The organism is Ralstonia sp. OTU4908 (genome assembly GCF_038440115.1).
GTDB classification, from domain to species: domain Bacteria; phylum Pseudomonadota; class Gammaproteobacteria; order Burkholderiales; family Burkholderiaceae; genus Ralstonia; species Ralstonia pickettii.
The window spans coordinates 22,079-47,063 of sequence record NZ_JASATD010000026.1 but is presented as its reverse complement, the minus strand read 5'-3'; the positions used below and the strand labels follow the sequence as shown (position 1 = coordinate 47,063).

Annotated in this window: 22 protein-coding genes; 12 read left to right on the top strand and 10 right to left on the bottom strand. The window is 64.1% G+C overall.

The window, feature by feature from the left end; translation table 11 throughout:
* The first annotated feature begins 10 nt into the window (after positions 1-10).
* Positions 11-1,729 (top strand): DUF2334 domain-containing protein, encoded by a 1,719-nt coding sequence (locus tag AAHM38_RS19025; RefSeq protein ID WP_009239926.1) that lies wholly within the window; start codon positions 11-13, stop codon positions 1,727-1,729.
* A 44-nt stretch (positions 1,730-1,773) separates the two neighbouring features.
* Positions 1,774-2,619 carry a hypothetical protein gene (locus AAHM38_RS19020; RefSeq protein WP_259394736.1) on the top strand — a complete coding sequence of 282 codons (846 nt, stop codon included), beginning with the start codon at positions 1,774-1,776 and terminating at the stop codon, positions 2,617-2,619.
* Here AAHM38_RS19020 and AAHM38_RS19015 read toward each other — a convergent pair.
* The 3 genes from AAHM38_RS19015 to AAHM38_RS19005 all read right to left on the bottom strand — a co-directional run bounded on the left by AAHM38_RS19015 (position 2,609) and on the right by AAHM38_RS19005 (position 6,354).
* Positions 2,609-3,739, bottom strand: coding sequence for a mechanosensitive ion channel family protein (locus AAHM38_RS19015; RefSeq protein ID WP_116576943.1), 1,131 nt, complete (start codon positions 3,737-3,739; stop codon positions 2,609-2,611). The genes AAHM38_RS19020 and AAHM38_RS19015 overlap by 11 nt on opposite strands.
* A 52-nt stretch (positions 3,740-3,791) precedes the next feature.
* Positions 3,792-4,892, bottom strand: a complete 1,101-nt coding sequence (locus AAHM38_RS19010; RefSeq protein ID WP_179817637.1) for a GGDEF domain-containing protein — start codon at positions 4,890-4,892, stop codon at positions 3,792-3,794.
* Positions 4,893-5,034: 142 nt separating this feature from the next.
* Positions 5,035-6,354: an Nramp family divalent metal transporter gene (locus AAHM38_RS19005; RefSeq protein ID WP_116576944.1), complete on the bottom strand. Its 1,320-nt coding sequence runs from the start codon at positions 6,352-6,354 to the stop codon at positions 5,035-5,037.
* A gap of 233 nt (positions 6,355-6,587) precedes the next feature.
* Between AAHM38_RS19005 and AAHM38_RS19000 the strand changes: the two genes are divergently transcribed.
* Positions 6,588-7,265, top strand: a complete 678-nt coding sequence (locus AAHM38_RS19000) for a response regulator (RefSeq protein WP_027679979.1) — start codon at positions 6,588-6,590, stop codon at positions 7,263-7,265.
* A complete protein-coding gene (locus AAHM38_RS18995) occupies positions 7,262-8,749 on the top strand; it encodes an ATP-binding protein (protein ID WP_116576945.1) in 1,488 nt (495 codons plus the stop codon). Before AAHM38_RS19000 ends, AAHM38_RS18995 begins: the two co-directional genes overlap by 4 nt.
* A gap of 35 nt (positions 8,750-8,784) precedes the next feature.
* On the opposite strand, the gene AAHM38_RS18990 is transcribed toward AAHM38_RS18995, so the two are convergent.
* The 4 genes from AAHM38_RS18990 to AAHM38_RS18975 all read right to left on the bottom strand — a co-directional run bounded on the left by AAHM38_RS18990 (position 8,785) and on the right by AAHM38_RS18975 (position 10,999).
* Positions 8,785-9,396, bottom strand: coding sequence for an NAD(P)-dependent oxidoreductase (locus AAHM38_RS18990; protein WP_116576946.1), 612 nt, complete (start codon positions 9,394-9,396; stop codon positions 8,785-8,787).
* 97 nt (positions 9,397-9,493) lie between these two features.
* Entirely contained in the window at positions 9,494-9,931 is a 438-nt protein-coding gene (locus AAHM38_RS18985; protein WP_102065315.1) for an Rrf2 family transcriptional regulator, read from the bottom strand.
* Between the two features lie 74 nt (positions 9,932-10,005).
* Positions 10,006-10,650 carry an FMN-dependent NADH-azoreductase gene (locus tag AAHM38_RS18980; protein WP_116576947.1) on the bottom strand — a complete coding sequence of 215 codons (645 nt, stop codon included), beginning with the start codon at positions 10,648-10,650 and terminating at the stop codon, positions 10,006-10,008.
* Positions 10,651-10,669: 19 nt separating this feature from the next.
* Entirely contained in the window at positions 10,670-10,999 is a 330-nt protein-coding gene (locus AAHM38_RS18975) for a DMT family transporter (RefSeq protein WP_024541774.1), read from the bottom strand.
* 283 nt (positions 11,000-11,282) lie between these two features.
* Here AAHM38_RS18975 and AAHM38_RS18970 point away from each other — a divergent pair, with 283 nt between their 5' ends.
* The 7 genes from AAHM38_RS18970 (at position 11,283) to AAHM38_RS18940 (ending at position 19,675) form a co-directional block, all read left to right on the top strand.
* A complete protein-coding gene (locus tag AAHM38_RS18970; protein ID WP_116576948.1) occupies positions 11,283-12,371 on the top strand; it encodes a tartrate dehydrogenase in 1,089 nt (362 codons plus the stop codon).
* Between the two features lie 167 nt (positions 12,372-12,538).
* Positions 12,539-12,940 carry a winged helix-turn-helix transcriptional regulator gene (locus AAHM38_RS18965; protein ID WP_116576949.1) on the top strand — a complete coding sequence of 134 codons (402 nt, stop codon included), beginning with the start codon at positions 12,539-12,541 and terminating at the stop codon, positions 12,938-12,940.
* Between the two features lie 64 nt (positions 12,941-13,004).
* Positions 13,005-13,532: a hypothetical protein gene (locus AAHM38_RS18960; protein WP_116576950.1), complete on the top strand. Its 528-nt coding sequence runs from the start codon at positions 13,005-13,007 to the stop codon at positions 13,530-13,532.
* Between the two features lie 113 nt (positions 13,533-13,645).
* Complete coding sequence (locus AAHM38_RS18955) at positions 13,646-14,992, top strand: TolC family protein (RefSeq protein WP_116576951.1); 1,347 nt, start codon at positions 13,646-13,648, stop codon at positions 14,990-14,992.
* Positions 14,989-16,209, top strand: coding sequence for an efflux RND transporter periplasmic adaptor subunit (locus tag AAHM38_RS18950; RefSeq protein ID WP_116576952.1), 1,221 nt, complete (start codon positions 14,989-14,991; stop codon positions 16,207-16,209). The genes AAHM38_RS18955 and AAHM38_RS18950 overlap by 4 nt, the downstream gene beginning before the upstream one ends.
* Positions 16,206-19,355, top strand: coding sequence for an efflux RND transporter permease subunit (locus AAHM38_RS18945; protein WP_116576953.1), 3,150 nt, complete (start codon positions 16,206-16,208; stop codon positions 19,353-19,355). The genes AAHM38_RS18950 and AAHM38_RS18945 overlap by 4 nt, the downstream gene beginning before the upstream one ends.
* Positions 19,352-19,675, top strand: a complete 324-nt coding sequence (locus tag AAHM38_RS18940) for a P-II family nitrogen regulator (protein ID WP_116576954.1) — start codon at positions 19,352-19,354, stop codon at positions 19,673-19,675. The genes AAHM38_RS18945 and AAHM38_RS18940 overlap by 4 nt, the downstream gene beginning before the upstream one ends.
* 107 nt (positions 19,676-19,782) lie before the next feature.
* Here the strand turns inward: AAHM38_RS18940 and AAHM38_RS18935 are convergent, their stop codons facing one another.
* Both AAHM38_RS18935 and AAHM38_RS18930 read right to left on the bottom strand, forming a co-directional pair.
* Positions 19,783-22,023, bottom strand: a complete 2,241-nt coding sequence (locus tag AAHM38_RS18935; protein ID WP_116576955.1) for a M1 family metallopeptidase — start codon at positions 22,021-22,023, stop codon at positions 19,783-19,785.
* Between the two features lie 176 nt (positions 22,024-22,199).
* On the bottom strand, positions 22,200-22,337 hold the full coding sequence (locus AAHM38_RS18930) for a hypothetical protein (RefSeq protein ID WP_165835812.1): 138 nt from the start codon (positions 22,335-22,337) through the stop codon (positions 22,200-22,202).
* Between the two features lie 252 nt (positions 22,338-22,589).
* On the opposite strand from AAHM38_RS18930, the gene AAHM38_RS18925 reads away from it, so the two are divergent.
* A complete protein-coding gene (locus AAHM38_RS18925) occupies positions 22,590-24,062 on the top strand; it encodes a sensor domain-containing diguanylate cyclase (protein ID WP_116576956.1) in 1,473 nt (490 codons plus the stop codon).
* Between the two features lie 44 nt (positions 24,063-24,106).
* On the opposite strand, the gene AAHM38_RS18920 is transcribed toward AAHM38_RS18925, so the two are convergent.
* Entirely contained in the window at positions 24,107-24,949 is an 843-nt protein-coding gene (locus tag AAHM38_RS18920; RefSeq protein ID WP_116576957.1) for a class I SAM-dependent methyltransferase, read from the bottom strand.
* Positions 24,950-24,985: the final 36 nt, after the last annotated feature.

Below are 24,985 nucleotides of genomic sequence, written 5' to 3'. Positions count from 1 at the left end.
GAGAGTCATCATGAAGACATTGCTACGAAAGTTTCTGTGCGCGCTCGTCTTTGCGGGCGGCATGCTCGGGGTCTCGCTGACAGCGCCAGTGCAGGCCGCCACCTGCACAATTGGGCTCGGGCCCATCTGCGTGACCATTGGTGGATCTGCATCGGCCCAGACCGCGCCGGCCCCGATGCTCGTGCTGTACGACGCCCCGCCAAACGACCAGTACACCAACCTCGGCAAGGCGTACGCGATCATGCTGTACAACCTGCTCGCGCACTTCAACGCCACCATCACGCTGCTGCCCGTGCAGAACTACACGGCCGGCATGACCGAGCAGTACACTGCCACGTTCTACATGGGGAGTTATTACAACAACCCCATACCGGCGGCGTTCCTGTCGGATGTGACCACCACACAGAAGACCGTGGTCTGGTTCAAGTACAACCTGTGGGAACTTGCCTGGAATACGGCCTATCCGTTCACGACGCGATACGGCATTACGTTCTCCAGCCTGGCGGGCATGAATGCGGCACCGTCAGCCAGCGCGCCGAATCCTGGTTTCTTTGACACGATTACGTACAAGAACCAGACGATGACGAAGTACTACGCCTTCAATGCCACGACCGGTGCGATTTCCGCAGACCCTGATATTGGTCTGACGGCGGTGGCCGATGCCACCAAGGCGACGAGCCTGGTGACGATCACCAATTCGGTCACCAAGGCGACTGCACCGTATGTGATTCGGTCCGGCAACTTCTGGTACTTCGCCGATATGCCGTTTTCGTACATCGGGCCGCGCGACCGCTATCTGGTGGTGTGCGACATGCTGCATGACATCCTTGGCACCAATGCGCCCACGCTGCACCGTGCTCTGGTGCGGCTGGAAGACGTGAACGCTACGACCACGGTTTCGTCCATGCAGACGCTGACGGACTACATGTACGGCCAGAAGATTCCGTTTTCGATCGCGACCATCCCCGTGTATACGGATCCGAACGGGGTCTACAACGGCGGTGTGGCGCAGACCATCCACATGGTCAACGCAACAGGCCTGAAGCAGGCGCTGAACTACGCCAGGGCGCGCGGCGGACATGTCCTGATGCACGGCTACACGCACCAGTACAGCAACGTCCCGAACGTGATCAACGCGGTCAGCGCGAACGACTATGAGTTCTGGTTCGCCACCCAGAATCGCCCGGTGAATGAAGACTCGACGCAATGGGCTGCCGGTCGTCTTTCGGCGGGGTTGCTGGAACTGCAGTTCAACGGCTACTTCCCGTTTGCGTGGGAGGCGCCGCACTACCAGTCGTCGCCATTGGCCATCAAGGCCGTACCGACGTACTTCAAGAACACCTACCAGCGCGTGGTGTACTACACGTCGGACAACCCGCAGACGCTTGCTGCCACCACGCCGGGCCATGATTTCTCGGTGGGGCAGTTCTTCCCCTACATCATTCAGAAGGACTACTATGGCCAACGCGTGATTCCGGAGAACCTGGGCAACGTTGAATACAACATCTGCTCGATCGATCCGTCGTCTTGCCTGACTTACAACGTCACGGACATCCTGACCAACGCGAACTATGCGCTGGTCGTGCGCGATGGCTTTGCCTCGTTCTTCTTCCATCCGTTCTGGCTGGAGCCGGGGCTGGTCGCCACGGGGTTCCCCGACTTCCAGCAGATCATTACTGGCATCACCGCGCTCGGCTATACCTGGGCGGATGCCAGCACAGTGCAGTAGCCGTGCAGCGGATGCGCTGGATACTGGCGGCAGCCATGCTGGTAATGAGCGCATCCAACGAGGCCGCGGGGCTGGTGGGCGCGATGCCTTCCGGCCCTGTGCCGTTGTATGGCGTGACCGTCGATGCGGTGGACAATGTGCCCGCCGTGGTCGACGCACTGTCGCACCTCTCGCGCACGCCCACGGTGCGCGTCGTCTTTGATGAAGGCATGGACGCGCCGCATTACGTCGGGCCCGTAGTCGCCATCCGGGACGTGGCCTACGTGATGGGCGAGCTGGCCGATTCCTCCACGCTCAAGCAGTACACGACCCTGCAACTGCGCCAGCGTGCTGCGGCTTACCTGCACACGCTCGGCAGCAACGTCGATGTCTGGGAAATCGGCAATGAGATCAACGGCGAGTGGACAGGCCCCACACGCGACGTGATCGACAAGACCATGGCAGCCTATGAGGTCATCAAAGCCGGCGGCGGCCGCACGGCGCTCACGCTGTACTACAACGAGGGCTGCGCAGAGCAGCCATCACGCGCCATGTTTGATTGGACGCAGCGCAATGTGCCGCTACGCCTGCGCGATGGGCTCGACTACGTGTTCATCAGCTTCTATGAAGACGACTGCAAGATCGCGCCGCCCGATTGGAACGCCGTATTCACCCGCCTGGGAGAACTGTTTCCGCACGCCGTGCTGGGTTTTGGCGAAGTCGGGACGCGGCATGCCATGCGCAAGGCCGCGCTCGTGGCGCACTACTACGGGCTTGCGATCGCGCATCCGCGGTTTGTCGGCGGGTACTTCTGGTGGTACTTCCGGCAAGACATGGTGCCGCGCTCAAGGCCCCTGTGGCGCAGCCTCGATGCGGCGTTTCTCAGCATGCCCGCAGTGGTCAACCGCTAGCCCGCGCGCTCACACGCTGAGTGCTGGCGGGTGAGCAGTCAGCGAGGTCTTCCGGGCCAACAGGTTCGCCGTCACGGCGCACGAGCTGGATCGTACGCGTGGGCAGGGCGAACGAGGTGCCCAGATTTTCCAGCCCTTCCAGGATTGTCAGGTTGATGCGTTGCTGGATATCCATGTACAGATTGAAGTCCGGATCGGTCACGAAATACACGACCTCGAAGTTCAGCGCGTTCTCGCCAAACTCCTTGAAGTGCGCACGATCGAAGCGCGTGTTGCCGGCGGCTTCCACCGCACGGCGCACGATGTCCGGAATCTTCTTCAGTTGCGCGGCGCGCGCATCGTAGGTCACCCCAAAGGTGAAGACGATGCGTCGTTCCGACATCCGTTTGTAATTGTGAATCGTGCTTTTGAGCAGCGCCGTGTTGGATGCGACGATCTCTTCGCCCGAAAGGCTGCGGATACGCGTGGTCTTGAGGCCCACGTGCTGCACCGTGCCGGCGATCGATTCGAAGACGATGAAGTCTCCGATCTCGAACGGCTTGTCCAGCCCGATGGCAAGGGAGGCAAACAGGTCGCTCAGGATGCTCTGCACCGCCAGCGCCACCGCCACACCGCCCACACCCAGGCTGGCGACGAAGGCCGTGATGTTCACGCCCACGTTGGCCAGGATGGCCAGCAGCAGCATCGACCACAGCGCAAACCGCAGCACCCACGCGGTCATCGACGTGATCACCGGGTTACGCGTGGCGTGAGTCTGGGTCGACAGCCGATCGCGCGCCCACAGCTTCACGCCGCGGTTGAGCCACAGGGCAATCTGGAAGCCGATGATGACGAACCAAATGTGGTCGAGCTTGTTGGCAATGCGCGTGGGCAGATCGATGAAGTACGAACCTGCAAGCAACGCGGCCAGCGCGATGAACAGTGGGTGCGTATCCCGCAGCACCGCGGTGACGAGAATGTCGAAGCGATAGCCGGTCCGGCGCGCACGTGCGTCAAACCGGTTGCAGATCAGGTGCAACACGCTGGACAGTACCGCATACGCAGCAATCACAGTCAACGCGGCGGCGGCCCAATCGCGGGCCGGCACGCGCAGGAAGGTGTGGGTGTTGAGCCACTCCATTGGCATCTCCGTGCAAGAACACGGATGCTGCGCCGCACAGAGCGTGCCTGCCTTACTGCCGCAGATTTGCCGGCGGCTGCACATCGGTCGGTACGCACACGCGGTTGCGGCCCTGGCGCTTGGCCTCCATCAGGCCGAGATCGGCATCGGCCAGCAAGCGTGCCAGGTCTTGCCCGGGGCGCAGCGGTGCGGCTCCTACGCTTACCGTCAGCGGCCCCACGGGCGTTTGCGTGCCGGCCACCGCAGTCTTGAGCCGTTCCACCACGGCGAGCGCACCCGTCAGACCACAGCCCGGCAGCAGCACGGCGAATTCGTCACCGCCCAGACGGCCAAACAGATCGGCCGGGCGCAGCACGTCCGCCAGCGCATCGGACAGCGCGACGAGCGCTTCGTCACCGGCGGCATGTCCCCACGTATCGTTGATCGACTTGAAGTGATCGACGTCGAGGTACAACGCGCATAACGGTTCAGCATGATGCTGCGCGCGTTCGACCGCAAAGCTGCCGAGTTCGAAGAAGCGCTGCCGCGCCAGCATGCCGGTCAGGTGGTCGGTGTTGGCGCGATCGGCCAGGCTGCGTTCGGCCGCAAAGTGCCGGGCCATGGCGCGCAGCAGGTAGTGGTGAATGACGGCGGCCGCGGCAATGCAGATGGGCAGATAGAGCACCAGCCCCAGCCAGCCGTGGTGGATTGCTGCGGCGGGTTCCGGCGCGATGAGCAGCGCAACGACGGGCCCGGCCGTGCAGAGCGCCATGGCAATGCAGAAATCGCGCCGTGTGAGCCACGCGGGGCTGGTGGCAAGCGGCATCAGGTAGAACGCCGGCAGCACCCATTGCAGACCTGCCTGATGGCCGAACGCGATGATCGCCACTTCCTCCGCCAGCAGGTGAGTGAGCGCCAGCAGGCCCCACATGCCGGTATGCCGATAGCGCTGGGCCGTCACTACGATCGCCACCAGAACCAGGAGCAGCGCGAGTAGCGGTTCGGGCCGATGCAGCAGCCCGACCGACCAGCCCAGCATGACCGCGAAGGCGTAACCGAGCACGCCGCATTTGCTCAGCGCGAGGATCATCGGCACGAAATGGCGCGCCTGATAGTCGAGCGAGGGCGTGCGGGCGTCGGGCAGGTCGGAAGCGGTAGGCAGGTTCGCGCTCAAGGCAGGACAATGGAGGCCTGCTGACGCGACGGGATGATGCGGGCGCGGGCGTGGCCGGATTGCGCAACAAAGCGCGCATTCTAACGGCGGCAGGCGGCGCCGTGCGCGGATTTTTAGTGGGGGAAATCCCGCAATGGGCGTATCAGCCCGCCAGTACCTGCCATACCAGCCACCCATTGGCGACGCCGATGACGACGAACAGGCTCCACGCCAGCCACGACGTGAATCGGCTATTAGCAAAGACGCCCATCAGGGTGCGATCGCCCGTCATGCGGATCAGCGGAAACATCGCAAATGGCAACTGCAGGCCGAGCACCACCTGGCTGATGACCAGCAGCTTGCCGATGGCATGGTCGCCCAGCATTGCTACGCCGATGAACGCGGGAATCAACGCCAGGGCCCGCGTGATCAACCGCCGCTGCCAGCAGGGGATGCGCAAATCGAGGAAGCCCTCCATGAGGATTTGCCCCGCGATGGTGCCGGTAAAAGTCGAACTTTGCCCCGCCGCCAGCAGCGCGATACCGAACAGCAGCCCCGCCAGCGCCGTTCCGACGATGGGCTCCAGCAGGTGATAGGCATCCTGGATGTCGGCCACGTTCTGATGGCCGTGCGCGTTGAACGCCGCTGCCGCCAGGATCAGGATCGCGCCGTTCACCAGCAGCGCCAGCCCCAGCGACACGATGGTGTCAAGCCGCGACAGGCCGATAGCCTCGTGCTTGGCCGCCTCGGTGTTGGCCGTCATGCGCGTCTGCACGATGGACGAATGCAGATAGAGGTTGTGGGGCATCACCGTGGCGCCGAGGATGCCGATGGCCAGATACAGCGGCTCGCGCTGGCTCAGGGCCTGCCACGACGGCATCAGCCCTGCAGCCACCGAGGGCCAGTGCGGCTTGATGAGCACGAGTTCAACGAAGTAGCACAGCCCGATCGTGAGAATGAGCCCCAGCACGATGGCTTCCAGCTGGCGGAAGTTCTTGCCCTTCAGGCCCAGCACGATCAGCGTGTCCAGCGCGGTGAGCGCCACGCCCCAAAGGATCGGCACGCCCAGCAGCAGGTGGAAGGCCAGCGCGCAACCAAGCACCTCGGCCAGGTCGCAGGCAATGATGGACAGCTCTGCCAGCAGCCACTGCACGCGCAACGCACCGGGTTGATAGCGATTGCGCGATGCACGCGCCAGATCCATGCCCGTGACGATGCCCAACCGCGCCGACAGACACTGCAGCACCATCGCCGCCAGACTGGAGAGCACCACCACGAACAGCAGCGTATAGCCGTAACGCGAACCGGCTTCAATGTCGGTTGCCCAGTTGCCCGGGTCCATGTAACCGACCGACACCAGCAGCCCCGGCCCCGCAAAGCGCAGCAGCTTCTTCCACAGGGGCAGGCCGGGCGGGACAGCAACGGTGCGGCGCACCTCGGACGGGCAGAACGGCGCGGTGGCGGTGGTGGGCAGGCGGAACATGCTCGGGGGCTTAAGGAAAATACAATCGGAATTTCGGAATGATAGCTAAACGCCACGTTGTATGCCCGAGCCCGCGTCCGGTATGTATTGGCGAGGCGACTTCTTCGTCACGTGTCTCCACACATTTAAGGTAAAGCTCAGTCCGTTGCGGTAGATTTCGACCTTCGCCGGCGCCTGTTTTCCAGGTGCCGGTTGTCCGTTTACTGTCATTACCGCCGCCGAGATTCCCGCGCATGAACGCCATCCTCCTCATCGAAGACGATTTGCCGTTGGGCACGGCGCTGGCCCGCGCGCTGCGTCAGGCCGGCTACAACGCGACCTGGGTGCGCCGCCTGGTCGACGCGCAGAAATGGATCACCACCAACACGTTCGAAGCCATCGTGCTCGATCTCGGGTTGCCCGATGGTGAAGGCCATACGTTCCTGGAAGAACTGCGTGCCGCGCACAGCGACGTGCCCGTCATCATCGCCAGCGCGCGCGACGCGCTGTCGGAACGGCTCAAGGGCCTGGATTCCGGCGCGGATGATTTTCTCGTCAAGCCGTTCCCCGTGGACGAACTCATCGCCCGTCTGCGCGCCGTGCTGCGCCGCCATGCGGGACAGAGCACCAATCAGTGGAACGTCGGCAACCTGGTGGTGGAGCCCTCGCAGAAGCGCGTGACGCAAGAGGGCCAGATCATCGAACTCACGCCGCGCGAATATCAGCTGTTGCTCGAACTTGTGCGCCGCGCCCACCGCTGGGTGCCGCGCGAAACGCTGATGGACGCGCTCTATCGTGAGGGTGACAGCGTCAGCGCCAACGCGCTGGAGGTCGTCATCCACCACCTGCGCCGCAAGCTCGGCAACGAAACCATCCAGACCATTCGCGGTGTCGGCTACATGATCGGTGGCAACCGCGGGGCCGCCCAATGAAGTTGGCGGTTCCAGCCATCCTGCGGATTCGCTCGCTGTCGTTCCGCCTGTATGTGCTGATCCTGCTGGCGCTGGTGTTGATGCTGCTGGTGCAGCTCGTCATCGCGCATCTGGAAATCTCGCGCACCAACAGCCGCCAGGTGGTGAGCGATCTGCGCATGTCGGCGCAGGCCTATGCGGACCTCACCACGCTCAACATGGATGACGTGCCGCGCCGCGAAGAATTCCTGCGCCGCCTTACCGATATCAAGCTGGGCCTGTCGCTGCCCAACATCCTGCCTGGCGAATTCCGCTACGTGCTGTGCGATCGCGCCGGCAACGTCATCACCGCCTTCCCCGGTGCGCCCACCATGCCATGCGGCAAGGCGCACGGCACCGTCGTCGAGATCATGCTGGAGGGCAAGCCGTGGCGCAGCTACACGGTCGACAGCGTTGACGGCAAGATATCGGCCACCGTGGCCCAGCCCCTGGCCGCCTACGAACGCGCCATTCGCGATCTCTTCCAGGAAGTGGCGGTGGCGCTGGCCATCCTGGCGAGCGCGCTGATGGTCATGGTCGGTTGGGCCGCGCACCAGGGCCTCAAGCCGCTGCGCACGCTCACGCGTCAGGTTGAGGCGCGCGATTCTGCCGATCTTGACCCCGTGCAGAGCGTCGAACACGCCGAGTTGAAACCGCTAGTCGAAGCCCTGAACGGCCTGTTCGCGCGGGTGCGTCGCGGTATCGAGGCGGACCGCCGTTTCTTCGCCGATGCCGCGCACGAACTGCGCACGCCGCTGGCCGCCATTCAGGCGCAGGCATATGTCGTGTCGCATTCCGACAGCGAAGACGACCGTTCCACCGCCCTGCGCGAGTTCGATCGCGGGATTTCACGCGCGACGCAGTCGCTGGCCAAGCTGCTCGCCATTGCCCGGCTGGACGCGCGCCGGGTGGAGGCGCAGCTCGCGCAGGGTGCGCTCTCCGACCTGGCCGGCTGTGCGCGCAGCGGCGTGATTCAGCAAGCCTCGCGCGCCGAGCGTCGCAACATCACGCTGTCGTATGACGGCGCCAACCAGGCGTGGGTATCGGTGTCGCATGAAGACGCCGCGACGCTGGTCGAAAACGTGCTCGACAACGCCGTGCGCGAAACACCCAATGGCGGCGAGGTGCGCGTGGCCGTCAAGCGCATCGAGCAGGCGGGCGTGCCCATGGTCGAACTGCGCATTGAAGATTCCGGCCCCGGTATCCCGCCCGACGAGCGCGATCGCGTATTCGAGCGGTTCTACCGCCCGCGCACCAGTCAGTCGCAAGGCAGCGGCCTGGGCTTGGCGATCGTGCGCCGCATCGTTGAATTGGGCAACGGCTCGGTGGCCATCGAAGACGGCCTGGCGCATGCGGAAGGCAGAGGGTGCGCGATCGTGATCCGCCTGCCGGCGCTGGAATCCGCGCCCGAGCCGATCGAGCCCGATGATGCGCCGCCGGGCATGGCAGACACGCGCGGTCATTGATTGGCGCGCACCCCCGTGCCCCCATCCGCCGCTGATCAGTAACCGACCGTGAAACGCTGGCGCGGGTGTGCCGGCTTTTCCGTTTCGTCGAGGAAGGCGATGGCGTAGTCTTCCATCGAAATCCAGGGCTTGCCGTTCGCATCCACCAGCAGTGAATCCTTGCCGACGCGGAAGCGCCCCGTGCGCTCGCCCGGCTCGAAGATGGCCGACGGCGACACGAATGTCCAGTTCAACTCGGTTTCCTTGCGCAGCGCGTTGAGGAAATCGCGGCCGGCCGATGCTTCTTCAAAGTACTCCTTGGGGAACTGCGGCGTGTCGATCAACGCCACGCCCGGAGCCACTTCCAGGCTGCCGGCACCACCCACCACCAGCAGGCGTGGCACGGCCGCTTTCTTCACCCCACCAACGATCTGGTCGGCGCTTGCCTGCAGAAAGCGCACGGTGCTGTAGACCACATCGTTGCCGGCAAGCGCTGCCACGAGCCCCGCCTCGTCGGCAACGTCGACATCCTTGTTGGTGAGCCCGGCACGTGCGGGCAGCTTCGATGCGGTGCGCGCAATGGCCGTCACCTGATGGCCGCGCCGCAGCGCTTCGTCGATCAGGCGGGTGCCCACGCGCCCCGTGGCGCCAATGATTGCGATCTTCATGGTCAATTCCTTGTGGTTGGTCTGGGTGGTTGAAACGCTATATGTAATTAATGCAGTTACACATAGGGGTAAAAAAAGAGGCCGATATGCGGCCCGGCTAGGCCCGACGGCGGCGGCGTTGCGCGTGCCCCACCTCGCTGAGGATGCTGGCGATGGTCTGCGCAGCCAGCTCGGCTTCCAGCGCGGCCTGCGCGCGTTCCGTCACGCGTTCGAGCACGCCGGTGATCTCACGACCGACTTCGCACGCCGGGTTGGGCGCGTTGGGCGGCAGCGCAATCAGCACCGGAGATTCCACCACACGAAAGACGTCGAGCAGCGTGATGCGATCTGCCGGTCGCGCCAGCGTGGCACCACCGGTTGCGCCCATCTGCGAGGTCACAAAACCGGCATCCGCCAATTGCGCCACCAGACGCCGGATCAGCGCCGGGTTGGTCCCCACGCTGCCAGCAATGAGCGAAGACGGCACCGGCCCCTCCGCACTGGCAAGCAGGGTCAGGATGTGCACGGCGACGGCGAAGCGGCTGCTGGTAGACATGGAGTTACCTACAAAAGTGTAACCATGTTAGATACACTTTGGTTCGCGGTCAACCCCGTCGGCAGACGTGCATTTCAGAAGGCTGCGCCCAACGCCGCCGCTCGCGCTTTGGCATCGGCCTTGGTCGCCGCGAGCAGATCGGCCGCGGTGAGCGTGGGCGCGGCGCTGATCTCCGTCACATCTTCAATGCCGAGAAAACGCAGCCAGCGGCGCAGATAGGGCTTCTGGAAATCATCCGGCGATTCGCTGGCACCCTCGGTGTGTGCGGCGTACGCCCCGGCGCTGGGGTAGACGAGCGCCGCCTTCTTGCCCGAGAGCAGCGCCTGATAACCCGTGGCGGGCGACCAGTTCCAGTTCTGCTCCGGCAGCGTCACCACATCAATGAAATGCTTGAGCCGATACGGCACCCCGAAATTCCACATCGGTACGGAAAAGAGGTAATGGTCGGCCGCGTTGAACCGCTGCGCCAGCGCCACGGCGCGCTGCCATTGCGCACGCTGCTGCGGCTTGGCGGTCTGGGTGCGCAAGACGGCAAACTTGACGCCTATCATGTCGGCGTCGAACTCGGGCAGGTCGATGTCCCGGCTCCACAAGTCGATCGTATCCATCTCGTGGCCGGGGTGCGCGGTGCGGTACGCGTCGAGAAACTGCTTGGCCACGTCGATCGAGTGGGACAGCGTTTTCATGGGTGAGGCTTCGATATAAAGCAGGCGGGTCATGCCGGGCTCCTGATACGTTTTACGCAGCGTTGAAGAAGTTGAGGCCGACGGTGCCGGCAATCACCAGCCCGATGCAGGCCAGGCGCGCGGGCTGCATGCTCTCGCCAAAGAGCACGATGCCGAGCACGGTTACCCCCACCGAACCGATGCCCGTCCAGATGGCGTAGGCCGTGCCGGCAGGCAGGCCGCGCATGGCATGCGTGAGCAGGAAGACGCTCGCAAGCGCCGTCACGATGCCGAGCACGCTGGGGATCGGGCGCGTCCACCCTTGCGCAAATTTGAGTGAGACCGCCATGGCGATCTCCACAGCCCCGGCTGCCAGCAGCCAGAGCCAGGCGGTTTGAAGCATGGAACCCCCGAGGTGTCCGCTGCCGGGCCGGCAAGCGGATGCGTTGCGATGCACTCAGAGTAAGGACGGTGCGGTGCGGGAACAAGTACGCACCTGAAGGTAACCACCATGGGCGGCGTGGGTATGGGCGTCCGATTTTGATCGTGGTGGCCCGCATCGTCCATACTGCGAGCAACTAGCCAACTCGGTGCCCGAACTGCGCCCGGCCTGGCTTGACGAGCGGGACCGCACGGTGACCCATTCCGCGGCGGTCTCCATCTAACAGAGAAGCAAAAGGAACGACATGATTCCCGCATTCCGCATCGCGATCATTCCAGGAGACGGCATCGGCCGCGAGGTCATGCCAGAAGGCCTGCGCGTCATCCAGGCGGCGGCCGAGCGCTTTGGCTTCGAGCTTGAGTGCCACACCATCGATTGGGCCAGCTGCGACTACTACCAGCAGCACGGCCAGATGATGCCCGACGACTGGAAGGCGCAGCTCAAGGGCATGGACGCGATTTTCTTTGGCGCGGTCGGCTGGCCCGCCACGGTGCCCGATCACGTTTCGCTGTGGGGCTCGCTGCTCAAGTTCCGCCGCGAGTTCGACCAGTACATCAACCTGCGCCCCGTGCGCCTGTTTGAAGGCGTGCCGTGCCCGCTCGCCAATCGCAAGCCCGGCGACATTGATTACTACGTCGTGCGTGAGAACACCGAAGGCGAATACACGTCGCTCGGCGGCATCATGTTCGAAGGCACCGACCGTGAGATCGTCATCCAGGAATCGGTCTACTCGCGCAAGGGTGCAGAGCGGCTGCTCAAGTTCGCGTTCGACCTTGCACAAAGCCGCCCGCGCAAGCACGTGACGCTCGCCACCAAGAGCAACGGCATCGCCATCAGCATGCCGTGGTGGGACAAGCGCGCGGAGGAAGTCGCGCAACACTATCCCGACGTCACGCTCGACAAGCAGCACATCGACATCCTGACCGCGCGCTTCGTGCTGCAGCCGGGCCGCTTCGACGTGGTGGCTGCCACTAATTTATTCGGCGACATCCTGTCCGATCTTGGCCCCGCCACCACCGGCACGATCGGCCTGGCCCCTTCCGCCAACCTGAACCCCGATCGCACGTTCCCGTCGCTGTTCGAGCCCGTGCACGGCTCGGCGCCGGACATCTACGGCAAGAACATCGCCAACCCGATTGCAATGATCTGGTCGGGCGCCTTGATGCTGGATTTCCTGACGCAAGGGCAGGGCGCGGGGCGTGCGGCGCACGACGCCATCGTCGCGGCCATCGAAGCGGTGCTCAAGGACGGCCCGCGCACGCCTGACCTGGGCGGCACCGCCAATACCACGCAGGTGGGCGAGGCGATTGCCGCGCACGTTGCTGCTCACTGATCTTCATCGACTGGATCGTTCACGCGGACAAGGTATGCGCTCTTGCGTGGACGATTAGCTCGACAGCAAGTACGTCTGCCAGGGCCAGCTCGACTGACGGGCTGCATTGCAGGGTCGCACGATTGGCGGTACGGTGACGCGTATCCCAATCGTGTTCCGGAGGCCCCATGGCCGACAACCTGGCCCCGTCCTCTTCGTCCACGCCGGGAAGTCCCGCTGAAGGCACCGTGGACGCCTGCCCGTCCATGCGCGCGCTCGAGCTGATCGCTGGCAAATGGGCGCTGCGCATCTTTCCGGCGCTGGAAAACGGCCCCGTGCGCAACAACGAACTCCTGCGCCGCGTGGGCAACGGCATCTCGCAAAAAATGCTCACGCAGACGCTGCGCGAGCTGGAAGCCAACGGCCTTATCCTGCGCACCATCTACGACAGCGTCCCCCCGCACGTCGAATATCGTCTTAGCCCGCTCGGTGAATCGCTCAACCGCACGCTCGTCGGCCTGGACGATTGGGTGCGTGCGCATTGGCCTGAAATGGAACGGATTCGCAAAAGTCAGGTCGATTCCGATTGATATCCGGGCGATCTGCCTGACGTTGTGTGTAGATGCAGCATTTTTCCGATAGTATTCGGAGCCCATGTTTGTGACGAATCTTTCCTCCGCCTTGCCGACGTTGTCTCGCGCCACCGCGCGGGGCGTCCTGTCGCGTGCGCGCGGCGTACGGTGGGTCGTCACGATCTGGTGTCTGTTGTTTACGGTGTCGGTGTTTTCGGCCACACACTTTCCCGATGGCCAGGCTGCGGACGACGCGCTTGAAGCCATCGAAGCCGTGGTTGACGACGTGCCGGGTGAAGCGCTGCCCGCTGCCAAGCCCAGCAAGGGCTTTGAGCGTGCCATCAAGGTCGCGCTTGGCAAGACGGTCAAGCAGCCCGGCCAGTGCTTCAGCGTCGAACACTGGGTTGCGCACGCTCCCGATGCGCCCGATGCGCCCACCACCAGCGCCGCCGCCCCCGATCACCCCAGCGACGCGCCAGAACTCTGGCCGCCGCCGCCGCCCATGGTGTTGACGCCCGGCCTGCGTGTTGCGCGTGTCCGTGTTTCGCTTCCTCCGTTCCAGGCTGGTCCCACGCCGGCCCCGATGCTGCGTCCGCCCGCACGCGTCTGATCTCCGGCATTCGCCGGAAACCATCCCCTTGAGTTGCTAGTGCTGCGCCAACCGGCCCGTTGACCGGCTGGGCGTTCGCACTTGCCTGTTCTTCTTTTTCAGGATGATTTCGGATGTTGTCCAATCAGGATGCGGCCAGCCCGCGCCCCGCAGCAGGCGCGCGCGCGTCGCGACGTGCTGTTCTTTCCGCTGTGCTGACCGCGATGGCTGTCCATGCCAATGCAGCGCCCCCGACACCGTCGCCACGTAGTGCCCAGACCGCCACCGCCCGTGCCGACGAGGCGCTCCCGCAGCCGCGCTACACCTTGCGGCAGTTGCTGGAACTGGCCCGCGCCAACCACCCGGCACTCGCCGCTTCACAGGCGCAGGTGCAGGCTGCGCAGGCGGGCATCGCCACCGCACGCGCCTGGCCCAACCCCGAGGTGGAAGCCATGGCCGGCCGCCAGCGTGCCCGCATGTCGGGTGCGGCGGAAGGCCGCACAAATAGCGTGTCGATCACGCAAAAGCTCGATTTGCCGTGGCAGCGCGCCGCCCGTACGCAAGCCGCCGACGCCGCGTACGAAGCGTCGCAAGCGACCGCCCGGTCGCAGGCGCGGGACGTGGAAGCCGATCTCAAGCTGCGCTTTTACGACGTGGTGCGCCGCGAGGCCGAGCAGCGCAACGCGCGCGAAGACGTGACGCTGGTCGAGCAGATCCGCCGTGGCGTGGCCGTGCGGGTGGAAACCGGCGAAGCCCCGCGCTACGAACTCATCCGTGGCGACGCGGAGTTGCTCAACGCGCAGCGCAACGAGCAGGCCGCCGCACTGCGTGTGCAGCAGGCGCTGGCTGAACTGCGCCGCGCCGTGGGTGCCGATCTGCCGCAGACGTTCGATGTCGATGCCGGTGCGGAAACGCCTCCGGTCGCGCATCTGCCGCCGCTGGCCGATCTGGTTAGCACGGTGCTCGCCACGCATCCAGAGCTGGAAGCCGACCGCGCCGCCGTGCGCGAGGCCGAAGCGCGTCTTGCGCACGAGCGCAGCCAGCGTTGGCCGTCGCTGGCGCTGCGCGGGTCGGTCGACCGTCAGCCCGATCTGCAGGACAGCCGCGTGGGCTTGGTGATGTCGATTCCGCTGTTCGACCGCCGCGATGGTCCCGTCGGTGAAGCCGTGGCCGCCCGCGAACGCGCCCGCGCCCTGTTGCGCGACCGGGAGTTGCGCACGCGCCAAGCAGTGGAATCGGCCTATCGCCAATACGAGATTGCGGAGTCGCAAGTCAGCGCGCTCGAATCCGGCGTCATCAAGCAGGCCGAATCGGCGCTGCGCGTGGCCGAAGCCGCATACCGCCACGGCGAGCGCGGGATTCTCGACTACCTCGATGCCCAGCGCGTCTTCCGCCAGGCACGCAATGACCTGATTGCCGCACGCGCAGACCTGCGCACCGCCGCCGTTGAACTCGACCGCCTGCGCCCGGAGGCCCCATGAAAAGCCCCAGCCATCGCGTTGCCTCCCGAACTCACGAATCCAACCAGACCATGACCGTACCTTCTTGTTTCTCTTCTTCGATCCGGCTGGTCGGCGTTGCCCTGGCGGCGATGCTGTTGCTGGGCGCCTGCGGCAAAGATGCCGCCAACGATGCCAAGGCCGCACAACAGGCCGTTGACCCGAACCTCGTGGTTGCACAGCCCACGCTGGTGCAGCGCCTGAAAGTGGCGCCGGTGGGCAAGCAGCCGATTGCCGAGCACCTGCGCGTGCCGGGACAGATAGCATTTGACGAACAGCGCGTGGCGCGCATCGGTGCCACCGTCACAGGGCGTGTGACCGAGCTGGTCGCCACGCCGGGGCAGAGCGTGAAGGCAGGCGACATCCTCGCGCAACTGCACAGCACGGAGCTTGGCGCCGCGCAGCTCGCCTATCAGAAGGCTGCAGCGCAGCGCGACCTGCAGGCGCGTGCGCTGGAACGCGCCAAGCTGCTGCTGGCTGCCGACGTGATCGGCTCGGCCGAACTCCAGAAGCGACAGAGCGAACTGGCGATGGCCGATGCCGAAGTGCGCGCGGCCGTCGACCAATTGCGCGTGATGGGCGTGTCGCCCGGCACGCTGGCGAAGATGCGCACGAGCGGCATGTCGTCGATCTCGCCCGTGGTGGCGAGCATCGGCGGCACGGTGGTGGAGCGCAAGGTAACGCGCGGCCAAGTGGTGCAGCCGGCCGATGAGCTGTTCACCGTGGCCGATCTGTCGCGCGTGTGGGTGGTGGGTGAAGTGCCCGAAAACGCCGCTGCGGGCGTGCGCGCAGGCCAGGCCGTGGAGATCGATACCGGCGCGGGCGACCGCATTGTCGGCAAGCTGATCTGGGTGTCGGACATTGTTGACCCGCAGACGCGTACGGTCACGGTGCGCACCGAAGTGGACAACGCAGAGCGCACGCTCAAGCCGTCGATGCTGGCCACGCTGATCATCCAGTCGCGCCCGGAAGAACGCGTGGTGGTGCCGACTTCCGCCGTGGTGCGTGAGGACAACCGCGACTACGTGTTCGTGCGCGCCAGCGAGACGAACTACCAGCTCACGCCGGTCAAGCTGGGCGATGAATCGAACGGCGTGCGCCCGGTGGTTTCCGGCGTGCAGGCCGGGCAGCCCATCGTCGTTGAAGGCGGCTTCCATCTGAACAACGAGCGCAAGCGCGCCGAGATGGAGGGCGCATGATCGACGCATTGATTCGCGGCGCGCTCAAGCAACGGCTCGTGGTGGCGGTGATTGCCGCCGTGCTGCTGTTTTTCGGGTTGGATGCCGCACGCAAGTTGTCGCTTGACGCGTTTCCGGACGTGACCAATGTGCAGGTGCAGATCGCTACGGAAGCGCCGGGGCGCTCGCCGGAGGAGGTCGAACGCTTTGTGACCGTGCCGGTGGAAATGGCGATGACCGGCCTGCCGGCGCTGACCGAGATGCGCTCGCTCAACAAGCCGGGCCTGTCGCTCATCACGCTCGTCTTTACCGACGAGACCGATGTGTACTTCGCGCGCCAGCTCGTGATGGAGCGGTTGATCGAGGTGCAGTCGCGCATGCCGACGGGCGTGACGCCGGTGCTCGGCCCCGTATCGACGGGCCTGGGCGAGGTGTATCAGTACACGCTCGACAAACCGGATGATGGCGACAAGGCGCTTTCAGTGGAGGAACTCACCCAGCGGCGCATTGCGCAGGACTGGGTGGTGCGGCCGCTGCTGCGCTCCATTCCGGGCGTGGCCGAGATCAACTCGCAGGGCGGCTACGAGAAGCAGTACCAGGTGCTCGTCAATCCGGAGCGCCTGCGCCATCACAACGTGACGGTCAAGCAGGTGTTCGAGGCGCTGGCCGCCAACAACGCCAACTCGGGCGGCGGGGTGCTCCCGCACTTTGCGGAGCAGTACCTGATCCGCGGCGTGGGTTTGGTGCGCGACACCAACGACATTGGCGCCATCGTGCTCAAGGAGGTCAATGGCACACCGCTCACGATTCGCGACGTGGCCGAGGTAAAGATCGGCACGGCGGTGCGCGCGGGGGCGGTGGTCAAGAACGGCGTGACGGAATCCGTCGGCGGCGTCGTGATGATGATGCGCGGCGGCAACGCGAAGGAAGTGGTCGCCCGCATCCAGGATCGCGTGAAGGCCATCAACAACGACGGCATGCTGCCCGACGGCCTGAAGATCGTGCCGTACTACGAGCGTTCGGAGCTGGTGGATTCGGCCTTGCAGACCGTCATCAAGGTGCTGGCCGAAGGCGTGGTGCTGGTGGTGATCGTGCTGTTGCTGTTCCTGGGCGACATCCGTTCATCGCTCATCGTGGTCGGCACGCTGATCCTTACGCCGCTGTTGACGTTCATGGCGATGAACAAGCTCGGCATCTCGGCCAATCTGATGTCATTGGGCGGATTGGCGATCGCCATCGGCTTGATGGTCGATGGCTCGGTGGTCGTGGTGGAAAACGCGTTCGCGCACCTCGCTAAGCCGCGCGACCCGAGCGAGAGTCGCGCGCGCATCATCCTCCATGCCGTGACGGAAGTGGCGACGCCCGTGATCTTTGGCGTGGGCATCATCATCCTGGTGTTCCTGCCGCTGATGACGCTGGAGGGCATGGAAGGCAAGATGTTTGCGCCGCTGGCCTTCACGATTGCGATTGCGCTGTTTTTCTCGCTGGTGCTGTCGCTCACGCTGACGCCGGTGTTGTCGTCGTATCTGCTCAAGCCCAAGGTGCACAAGCACGTGGAAGGTGAGCACAGCGAAGACCCCCACGCCGAGCACGACGCGCATGACACGTGGCTGATCCGCAAGATGAAGAAGCCGTATCTGCGCTTGCTGGAGTTGAGCCTGAACAACGGCCGCAAGACCGTCATCGTGGCCGTGGCCGTGTTCCTGGCCACGGGCGCGCTGATTCCGTTTCTGGGCACGGCGTTCATTCCGGAGATGAAGGAGGGCTCGGTGGTGCCAGGCATCAACCGCGCGCCGAACATCTCGCTGGAAGAGTCGATCCGCATGGAGATGGAAGCCATGCGCCTGGTGATGCAGGTGCCGGGCGTGAAGTCGGCCGTCTCCGGCGTGGGCCGCGGCGAGTCTCCGGCCGACCCGCAGGGCCAGAACGAGTCGACGCCGATCGTCTCACTCAAGCCGCGCGATGAATGGCCCAAGGGCTGGAACCAGGACGACATTGCCGAGGCGATGCGCAAGGCGCTGCAGGTGCTGCCCGGCGTGCAGATCGTCATGGCACAGCCGATTTCCGATCGCGTGGACGAGATGGTGACCGGCGTGCGTTCCGATGTCGCCATCAAGGTGTTCGGCGATGACCTCAACACACTGCGCGAGAAGGCCGAGGCGATTGCCAAGGTGGCACAGGGCATCCAGGGCGCGCAGGACATGCGAGTGGAACGCATTACCGGTCAGCAATACCTGCAGATCGCGATCGACCGCCAGGCCATTGCACGCTACGGCCTGAATGCGGCCGACGTGCACAACGTGATCGAGACCGCCATCGGCGGCAAGGAAGCCACGGAAATCTTCGAGGGCGAGCGCCGCTTCAGCGCGGTGGTGCGCTTGCCGGACGCGTATCGCGGCAGCGTAGAGGCCATCCGCAACCTGATCGTGGCCGCCCCCAATGGCGCACAGGTGCCGATGGAAAGCATCGCCCGCATCGATGTGACCGACGGCCCCGCGCAGATCAGCCGTGAGCTGGGCAAGCGCCGCGTGGTGGTGGGCGTGAATGTGCGCGACCGCGACTTGGGCGGCTTCGTAGCCGAGCTGCAGGCGGCCGTCGCGCAGAAGGTCAAGCTGCCCGAGGGCTACTACCTGGAGTGCGGCGGCCAGTTCCAGAACATGGAACGCGCCATGGGCCACCTGAAGGTGATCGTGCCGATCACGGTGGCGGCCATCTTCTTCCTGCTCTTCCTGCTGTTCAACTCCGTGCGCTATGCCACGCTGATCATTCTGGTGCTGCCGTTTGCCTCGGTGGGCGGGATCATCGGCCTGTTCGTCACGGGTGAGTACCTCTCCGTGCCGGCATCGGTGGGGTTTGTGGCGCTATGGGGTATCGCGGTGCTCAACGGCGTGGTGCTCGTCAGCACGATCCGCAGTCTGCGCGAGCAAGGCATGTCGGTGGAGGAATCCGTGCGGCTGGGCTCGCGCATGCGTTTCCGCCCCGTGATGATGACGGCCACGGTAGCCATGCTGGGCCTGATCCCGTTCTTGTTTGCCACAGGGCCGGGCTCGGAAGTGCAACGGCCGCTGGCCATCGTGGTGATCGGCGGTCTGCTGACCTGCACGCTGCTGACGCTGGTGATGCTGCCCACGCTGTACAAATGGTTTGATGAGGAGTCGAAGGCATGAAGGAAATCCGCATCGTAGTGCGCCCGCAACTGCTGGAACGCATGCATGAAGCGCTGCGCGTTTGCCCCGGTTTCCCGGGCATGACGGTGGCCGAGGTGAATGCCTATCCGCCAACGGCTTCACAGGCCGGCGCGCATTCCATCAAGGAAGACCTGACGGAGTTCGTGCCGCGCGTGCGCATCGAGATCGTGGCTTCCGATGCGCTGGCCAGCGTGCTGTTCGAAAGCGCCGTCAAGGTGCTGGAGCACGGCCAGACCGGCGACAGCGCCATCTGGATGACCGACGTGATCCAGGCCACCTTCCTGCATCGCACCGGTTGAGAATCGTCTGACGCGCGCATGAAAAACGGCGGACCGTGTCCGCCGGAAATCAGGAGCCACCCTTGCAGCGGGCCGCATCGTAAGACGCGGCCCGCTTGCTTTGGTGCTTACCGCTTGATGTCGGTCAGATGCTTCATGAGACCTTCGTAGCGGAACGTGTGGATCGGGCGATCCATCGACTGCATTTCCTGCAACTGCACCGCTTGCGGTTGCAGCGAGCCGGTCGGCTTCACAGACTGGGCGGCCAGTGTTGCCACCGCAGGCTGGAAGTTCTTGATACCGACGATCTGGTCGTACTGCGCCTTGGTGATGAGCTGCGCGTTATACAACTGCGTGGCATCGCCTGCGATGTTGGTCTTGGTCGCATCGCTGCTGATGGCGCCGGCCTGCGCCAGCAGGTTGCTCCACAGCGTCGGGCTGTAGTTGGTCACGTAGTAGTCCAGGCCCGAGGGGTTGGCCAGCACGGCCGAGCACGTCGGCAGCGTGACCTGCGCGGTCTGCTGGTCGAGCACGATGGTCTGCGACTGACCAAAATTGTCGCCGTAGGCCAACGTGAGCGGCACGTTCCACTGGTAGCCCGAATAGACGTTCTTGTTCGGGAAGGCCTTCTGCGTGATCGTCAGCACGTTCTGGTTGGTGACCGGATTGCACTGCGCATCGATGGTGACGAGCGGCAGGCCGGTCTGGCGCACGAAGCTGTCGCCCACCTTGCCCACCGGCTTGCCGCTGGCCGCTTCCAGTTCTGCCCACAGGCGCGGCGGCGTACCGTTACCGAACTTGTACTTGTTCAGGTAGCTCTGCAGACCCTTGCGCATGGCGTCCTTGCCGATGTAGTTCTCGAGCATCTGCAGGACATGGCCGCCCTTGTTGTAGGCAAAGCGGTCGAGGAAGTCCATCGAGCCGGCATCGCTCAGGTTGTGCTGTACCGGTACGGCGGTAGGCTGCAGGTCCAACGTGTAGACGCGCTGCTTGACAGCTGCATAGTCGGCCCATGTGTTGCCTTGGAACTCGGGGTGCAGCGCGATCTTGGTGACGTTCTCGAACCAGTTGGCGAAGGACTCGTTCAGCCAGATATCGTCCCACCAGTCCAGCGTGACGAGGTCGCCAAACCATTGGTGCGCCAGTTCATGCGACACCACGACGAACGAGCGCGCCTTGCCCATCGAGTGGACCGTTGTCGGTGCGCCATCGGGCGGCACCAGCACCTGGTCGGCAAACTCGAAGATGGCGCCCCAGTTCTCCATGCCGCCAAAGCCGGCATTCTTGTTGTTGTAGCTGTCGTTGGCGACGATGGTGTCCATCTTGTCGAACGGCAGCGGGATCTGGAAGTAGTTGTAGTAGTGGTTCAGCGCTTCCTTGGTGAACTGCATGCCGGAGACCGCCGAGTGCGCCTCGCCGGGCGGCACCCACCAGCGCAGGCGCATGCTGCTGCCGTCGAGCGGGTTGGTGAACTGGTCTTCCAGGATGTCGAACTTGCCGCCGCCGAAGAACAGCAGGTACGCCGGCATCGACGGTGTCTTGGCAAACGACACCTGCTGATAGCCATCCGGCAGCTTGGTGGCGCCCGTCTGTCTCCCGTTGGCCACGGCCTTCCAGTCGCCCGGAATTTCCGCCGTCACCTCGAAGGTGTTGCGGAAGGCCGGCTCATCCCAGCTCGGGAACCACTCGCGCGCGAAGTTCGACTCGCCTTGCGTGACGATGGCGTCCGAGCTCTCACCCGTTGCCGCCTGCAGGCCCAGCTTGAAGATGCCCTCGGCCTTGGTGAAGTTGATCGTGCCCGTCCACTCCATGTGCAGCACGTAGTTGCCGGGCTTGATGTCTCCGGTCGGGTCGCGCAGGTCATAGAAGGCCCCTTGCGATTGCGGAATCGGCACGAGCACACGCGCCGCGCCGTTGCCCGAGGTGGGCGTGAGCGTCAGGCGCGAGCCGTCGAGCTTCAGGTCGCGCACGGCCAGCGTCACGGCACCGGTTTGCTTGGTGACCTTGATCTCCACATCGGCGCGGCCCGAGAAGCTGTTCAGGTCTGCGCTCGGGCGGAACCACAGCTTGTAGTTGACCGGCCTGATGTAGTCCGGCAGTTCAACCGGCGGCACCGTTGCGTCGACTGCCGGCGCTGGTGCATTCGTGTTGCCGGTGTTGGTATTGCCCTGCTGCTGCGAGCCGTTTGCGTCCAGCTTGCCGCCGGCCGGCGTGAGCGCGTCATCTCCGCCGCCGCCGCACGCGGCCAGAATCAGCGCGGCCGCAGCCTGTGCCACGAGTGCCAGCTTGAACGAGCGACGTGTCCGGGCGTTGGAGGCGCGCCCGGTATGTGTCGTGGCCGTACGACGGTGGGTTGTCGAATCCCGCATTGCATTTCTCCTGAGTTGGAAAACGAATCCGCGGCCCAGGGCTCAAGAGAAAATCGGGGGGCAGGCCGCAGAATCGGGACAAGGAATTACCCGCTTCTTGCGCGGTGCAAATCACAGCCCGCGCACGGGATGCACGGATTCTGGAGGAAACGGCCTGCGAATCGAGACGAAGTTTTTTAAATCACGTGCGAGAGAATCTGCTGCGGAATTTGCAGTTTTTGGTATGTGCATTTACGAAGCGGCAGGCGCATCTCGGAACGATCGGCGATTTCTGCAACGCGCATTGAAAAAATGAAAGGCGCGACGCGCTTCATGAAAATATCTTAAAAATAGCAGCGGCTTTTTTTACAACGCCAGATAAAGCAAAACTAAATACGGAGTAGCTTCGCAAAATCCGTTTGGGGAACTTTCTGGATATTCGGCAAGGTATTGCGCTGCAGCAGCTGACAGCGCATCGCCTGCATGGGGGTAATCCTTCCGGATGAGCGAGGCGCTGTGCGCGGTGTTACACAAAACCAGTACGCTCGCAAGGTTTGCGAAGTGTTCTTGTTCCCGTAGAGCGATTCATGCAATCCGCGTCCGATAGCGTCAGCAGCCCGGCGGCTGTGGGTGTCAACCTGATCGATTTCTTCGATGTCACCCCCACGTCATTGTGGCTGGAGGACTACAGTGATCTGCACCGCCTCTTTGCCCAATGGCGGGCGGCCGGCGTGACCGACCTGCAGCGCTTTCTGGAAGAGGACGTATCACGCGTGGCGGCCTGTTCGGCCTGCATCAAGGTGCTGCGCGTGAACCGGCGCACGTTGTCCATGTACGCCGCCCCGGACGCCGAAACCCTGACTGCGCGGCTGGCCGACGTCCTGCGCGACGACATGCTCGAGGCCCACGTGGGCGAACTCGTGCAGCTCTGGTCTGGCGAACCGTCGTTCGAGAGCCGCAGCGTCAACTACACGCTTGACGGCCGCCGCCTCGACATCCTGCTCAAGGGCGTTGTCCTGCCTGACCACGATCAGCCGTGGGACCGCGTGCTGGTGGCCGTGGACGACATCACCGAACTCGAAGACGCCCGCCGCCGAGCCGCCGCCAGCCAGCTTTACGCGCGCGGCGTGTTCGAGCACGCACCGGTGTCGCTGTGGGTGGAGAACTTCAGCACCATCAAGATGCTGCTGGACGAAGTGCGCATGCAGGGCATCACCGATTTCCGCACGTTTACCGATGTGCATCCGGAGTTTGTCGAGCGCTGCATGCAGGAGATCCAGGTGCTCGACGTGAACGGCTTCACGCTGGAGATGTTCAAGGCGCGCAACCGCAACGACTTGCTTGGCCGCTTGCCGGAAATCTTTCGCGACGACATGCGCCCGCACTTTCGCGAGCAGTTGATCGACCTGTGGGATGGCAAGCTCTTCCAGCAGCGCGAGGTCGTCAATTACGGGCTGGATGGCAACACGCTGAACATCCACCTGCAGTTTTCGGTGTTCCCCGGCCGCGAGAAGGATTGGGACATGGTGCTGCTGGCGCTGACCGACATCACCGCGCGCAAGAAAGCCGAGTCGTACCTGGAATATCTGGGCAAGCACGACGTGCTCACCAAGCTGAAGAACCGCTCGTTCTACGTAGACGAGATCAACCGGCTGGAGCGCAAGGGCCCGTTCCCGGTCACGGTCATCATGATCGACCTGAACGACTTGAAGCGCGTGAATGACCAGCTCGGCCACGCCGCAGGCGACGCGCTGCTGCGTCGCGCCGGCGAGGTGCTCAGCAAGGCCATCGACAAACCTGCACACGCTGCGCGCATTGGCGGCGACGAGTTTGCCGTGTTGCTGCCCGGCGCCGACGCACACGCCGGTGCGGCCTTGGTGGAAAGCCTGCGCAAGTTGGTCGAACTCAACAACCAGTTCTATCCGGGCGCGGAGCTTGGGTTTTCCATGGGCTGCGCCACCTGCCACGAAGGCGGGCGTCTGGAAGAAACGCTGCGCGAGGCCGATGTCGCGATGTACGAAGACAAGCGGGTGCAGCACGAAGGCAGGCGTCTGGCATAACGGCGGAGATCTGTGCGTCGGGTGCGCTACTGCTTCTTCTCTCTTCAGGAGCCGGCCGGTGCAAAGAACCGCTCGTGCAGCTCTTCCAGGCCCAGCGTGCTGATCACCTCGTTCAGCCGCTCGGTCGGGCGGCGACGCGGCAGATCTTTGTAGTGCGCGATGATCAGTTCGTTTTTCATCGAGTGTTCCCACCCCACGAGTTCCGTCACGCTGACCTGATAGCCGTGCGCTTCGAGCTGCAGGCAGCGCAGCACGTTGGTGACCTGGCTGCCGAATTCGCGCGTGTGCAGCGGGTGGCGCCAGATTTCCGTAAGCGCATTGCCGAGCGACTTGCCCTTGTTCTTGCGCAGAACGCCGGCCACTTCCGCCTGGCAGCACGGCACGAGCACGATGTATTGGGCATGCTTTTCGAGCGCGAAGCGAATCGCGTCGTCCGTGGCGGTGTTGCACGCATGCAGTGCGGTCACGATGTCGATCGTGCCGGGCAGCTTGTCAGACGTGATCGATTCCGCCACCGACAGGTTCAGGAACGACATCCCCTTGAAGCCGAGCCGCGCGGCAAGCTCGGTCGACTTGGCGACCAGCTCTTCGCGAGTCTCAATGCCGTAGATATGTGAGGTGCCGTCGCCCGGTTGCTCTTTGCAGAACAGGTCGTACAGGATGAAGCCGAGGTAAGACTTGCCCGCGCCGTGGTCGACCAGCGTGACGTGCCCCTTGGCTTGCTGCACGTCGGCCATCAACGGCTCGATGAACTGGAACAGGTGATAGACCTGCTTGAGCTTGCGGCGGCTGTCCTGGTTCATCTTGCCGTCGCGCGTCAGGATGTGCAGTTCCTTGAGCAGTTCGATCGACTGGTTGGGGCGGATTTCGTGGGTCTTGTTGGACATCGTCAGGACAGCCTGGGCGACATGTCGCACGGAATG

Bases quoted from the DNA above. Each gene is read 5' to 3' on its own strand.
- AAHM38_RS19025 (WP_009239926.1), top strand. From the start codon at position 11: ATGAAGACATTGCTACGAAAGTTTCTGTGCGCGCTCGTCTTTGCGGGC.
- AAHM38_RS19020 (WP_259394736.1), top strand. From the start codon at position 1,774: ATGAGCGCATCCAACGAGGCCGCGGGGCTGGTGGGCGCGATGCCTTCC.
- AAHM38_RS19015 (WP_116576943.1), bottom strand. From the start codon at position 3,739: ATGGAGTGGCTCAACACCCACACCTTCCTGCGCGTGCCGGCCCGCGAT.
- AAHM38_RS19005 (WP_116576944.1), bottom strand. From the start codon at position 6,354: ATGTTCCGCCTGCCCACCACCGCCACCGCGCCGTTCTGCCCGTCCGAG.
- AAHM38_RS19000 (WP_027679979.1), top strand. From the start codon at position 6,588: ATGAACGCCATCCTCCTCATCGAAGACGATTTGCCGTTGGGCACGGCG.
- AAHM38_RS18995 (WP_116576945.1), top strand. From the start codon at position 7,262: ATGAAGTTGGCGGTTCCAGCCATCCTGCGGATTCGCTCGCTGTCGTTC.
- AAHM38_RS18990 (WP_116576946.1), bottom strand. From the start codon at position 9,396: ATGAAGATCGCAATCATTGGCGCCACGGGGCGCGTGGGCACCCGCCTG.
- AAHM38_RS18985 (WP_102065315.1), bottom strand. From the start codon at position 9,931: ATGTCTACCAGCAGCCGCTTCGCCGTCGCCGTGCACATCCTGACCCTG.
- AAHM38_RS18980 (WP_116576947.1), bottom strand. From the start codon at position 10,650: ATGACCCGCCTGCTTTATATCGAAGCCTCACCCATGAAAACGCTGTCC.
- AAHM38_RS18975 (WP_024541774.1), bottom strand. From the start codon at position 10,999: ATGCTTCAAACCGCCTGGCTCTGGCTGCTGGCAGCCGGGGCTGTGGAG.
- AAHM38_RS18970 (WP_116576948.1), top strand. From the start codon at position 11,283: ATGATTCCCGCATTCCGCATCGCGATCATTCCAGGAGACGGCATCGGC.
- AAHM38_RS18965 (WP_116576949.1), top strand. From the start codon at position 12,539: ATGGCCGACAACCTGGCCCCGTCCTCTTCGTCCACGCCGGGAAGTCCC.
- AAHM38_RS18960 (WP_116576950.1), top strand. From the start codon at position 13,005: ATGTTTGTGACGAATCTTTCCTCCGCCTTGCCGACGTTGTCTCGCGCC.
- AAHM38_RS18955 (WP_116576951.1), top strand. From the start codon at position 13,646: ATGTTGTCCAATCAGGATGCGGCCAGCCCGCGCCCCGCAGCAGGCGCG.
- AAHM38_RS18950 (WP_116576952.1), top strand. From the start codon at position 14,989: ATGAAAAGCCCCAGCCATCGCGTTGCCTCCCGAACTCACGAATCCAAC.
- AAHM38_RS18945 (WP_116576953.1), top strand. From the start codon at position 16,206: ATGATCGACGCATTGATTCGCGGCGCGCTCAAGCAACGGCTCGTGGTG.
- AAHM38_RS18940 (WP_116576954.1), top strand. From the start codon at position 19,352: ATGAAGGAAATCCGCATCGTAGTGCGCCCGCAACTGCTGGAACGCATG.
- AAHM38_RS18935 (WP_116576955.1), bottom strand. From the start codon at position 22,023: ATGCGGGATTCGACAACCCACCGTCGTACGGCCACGACACATACCGGG.
- AAHM38_RS18930 (WP_165835812.1), bottom strand. From the start codon at position 22,337: ATGAAGCGCGTCGCGCCTTTCATTTTTTCAATGCGCGTTGCAGAAATC.
- AAHM38_RS18925 (WP_116576956.1), top strand. From the start codon at position 22,590: ATGCAATCCGCGTCCGATAGCGTCAGCAGCCCGGCGGCTGTGGGTGTC.
- AAHM38_RS18920 (WP_116576957.1), bottom strand. From the start codon at position 24,949: ATGTCCAACAAGACCCACGAAATCCGCCCCAACCAGTCGATCGAACTG.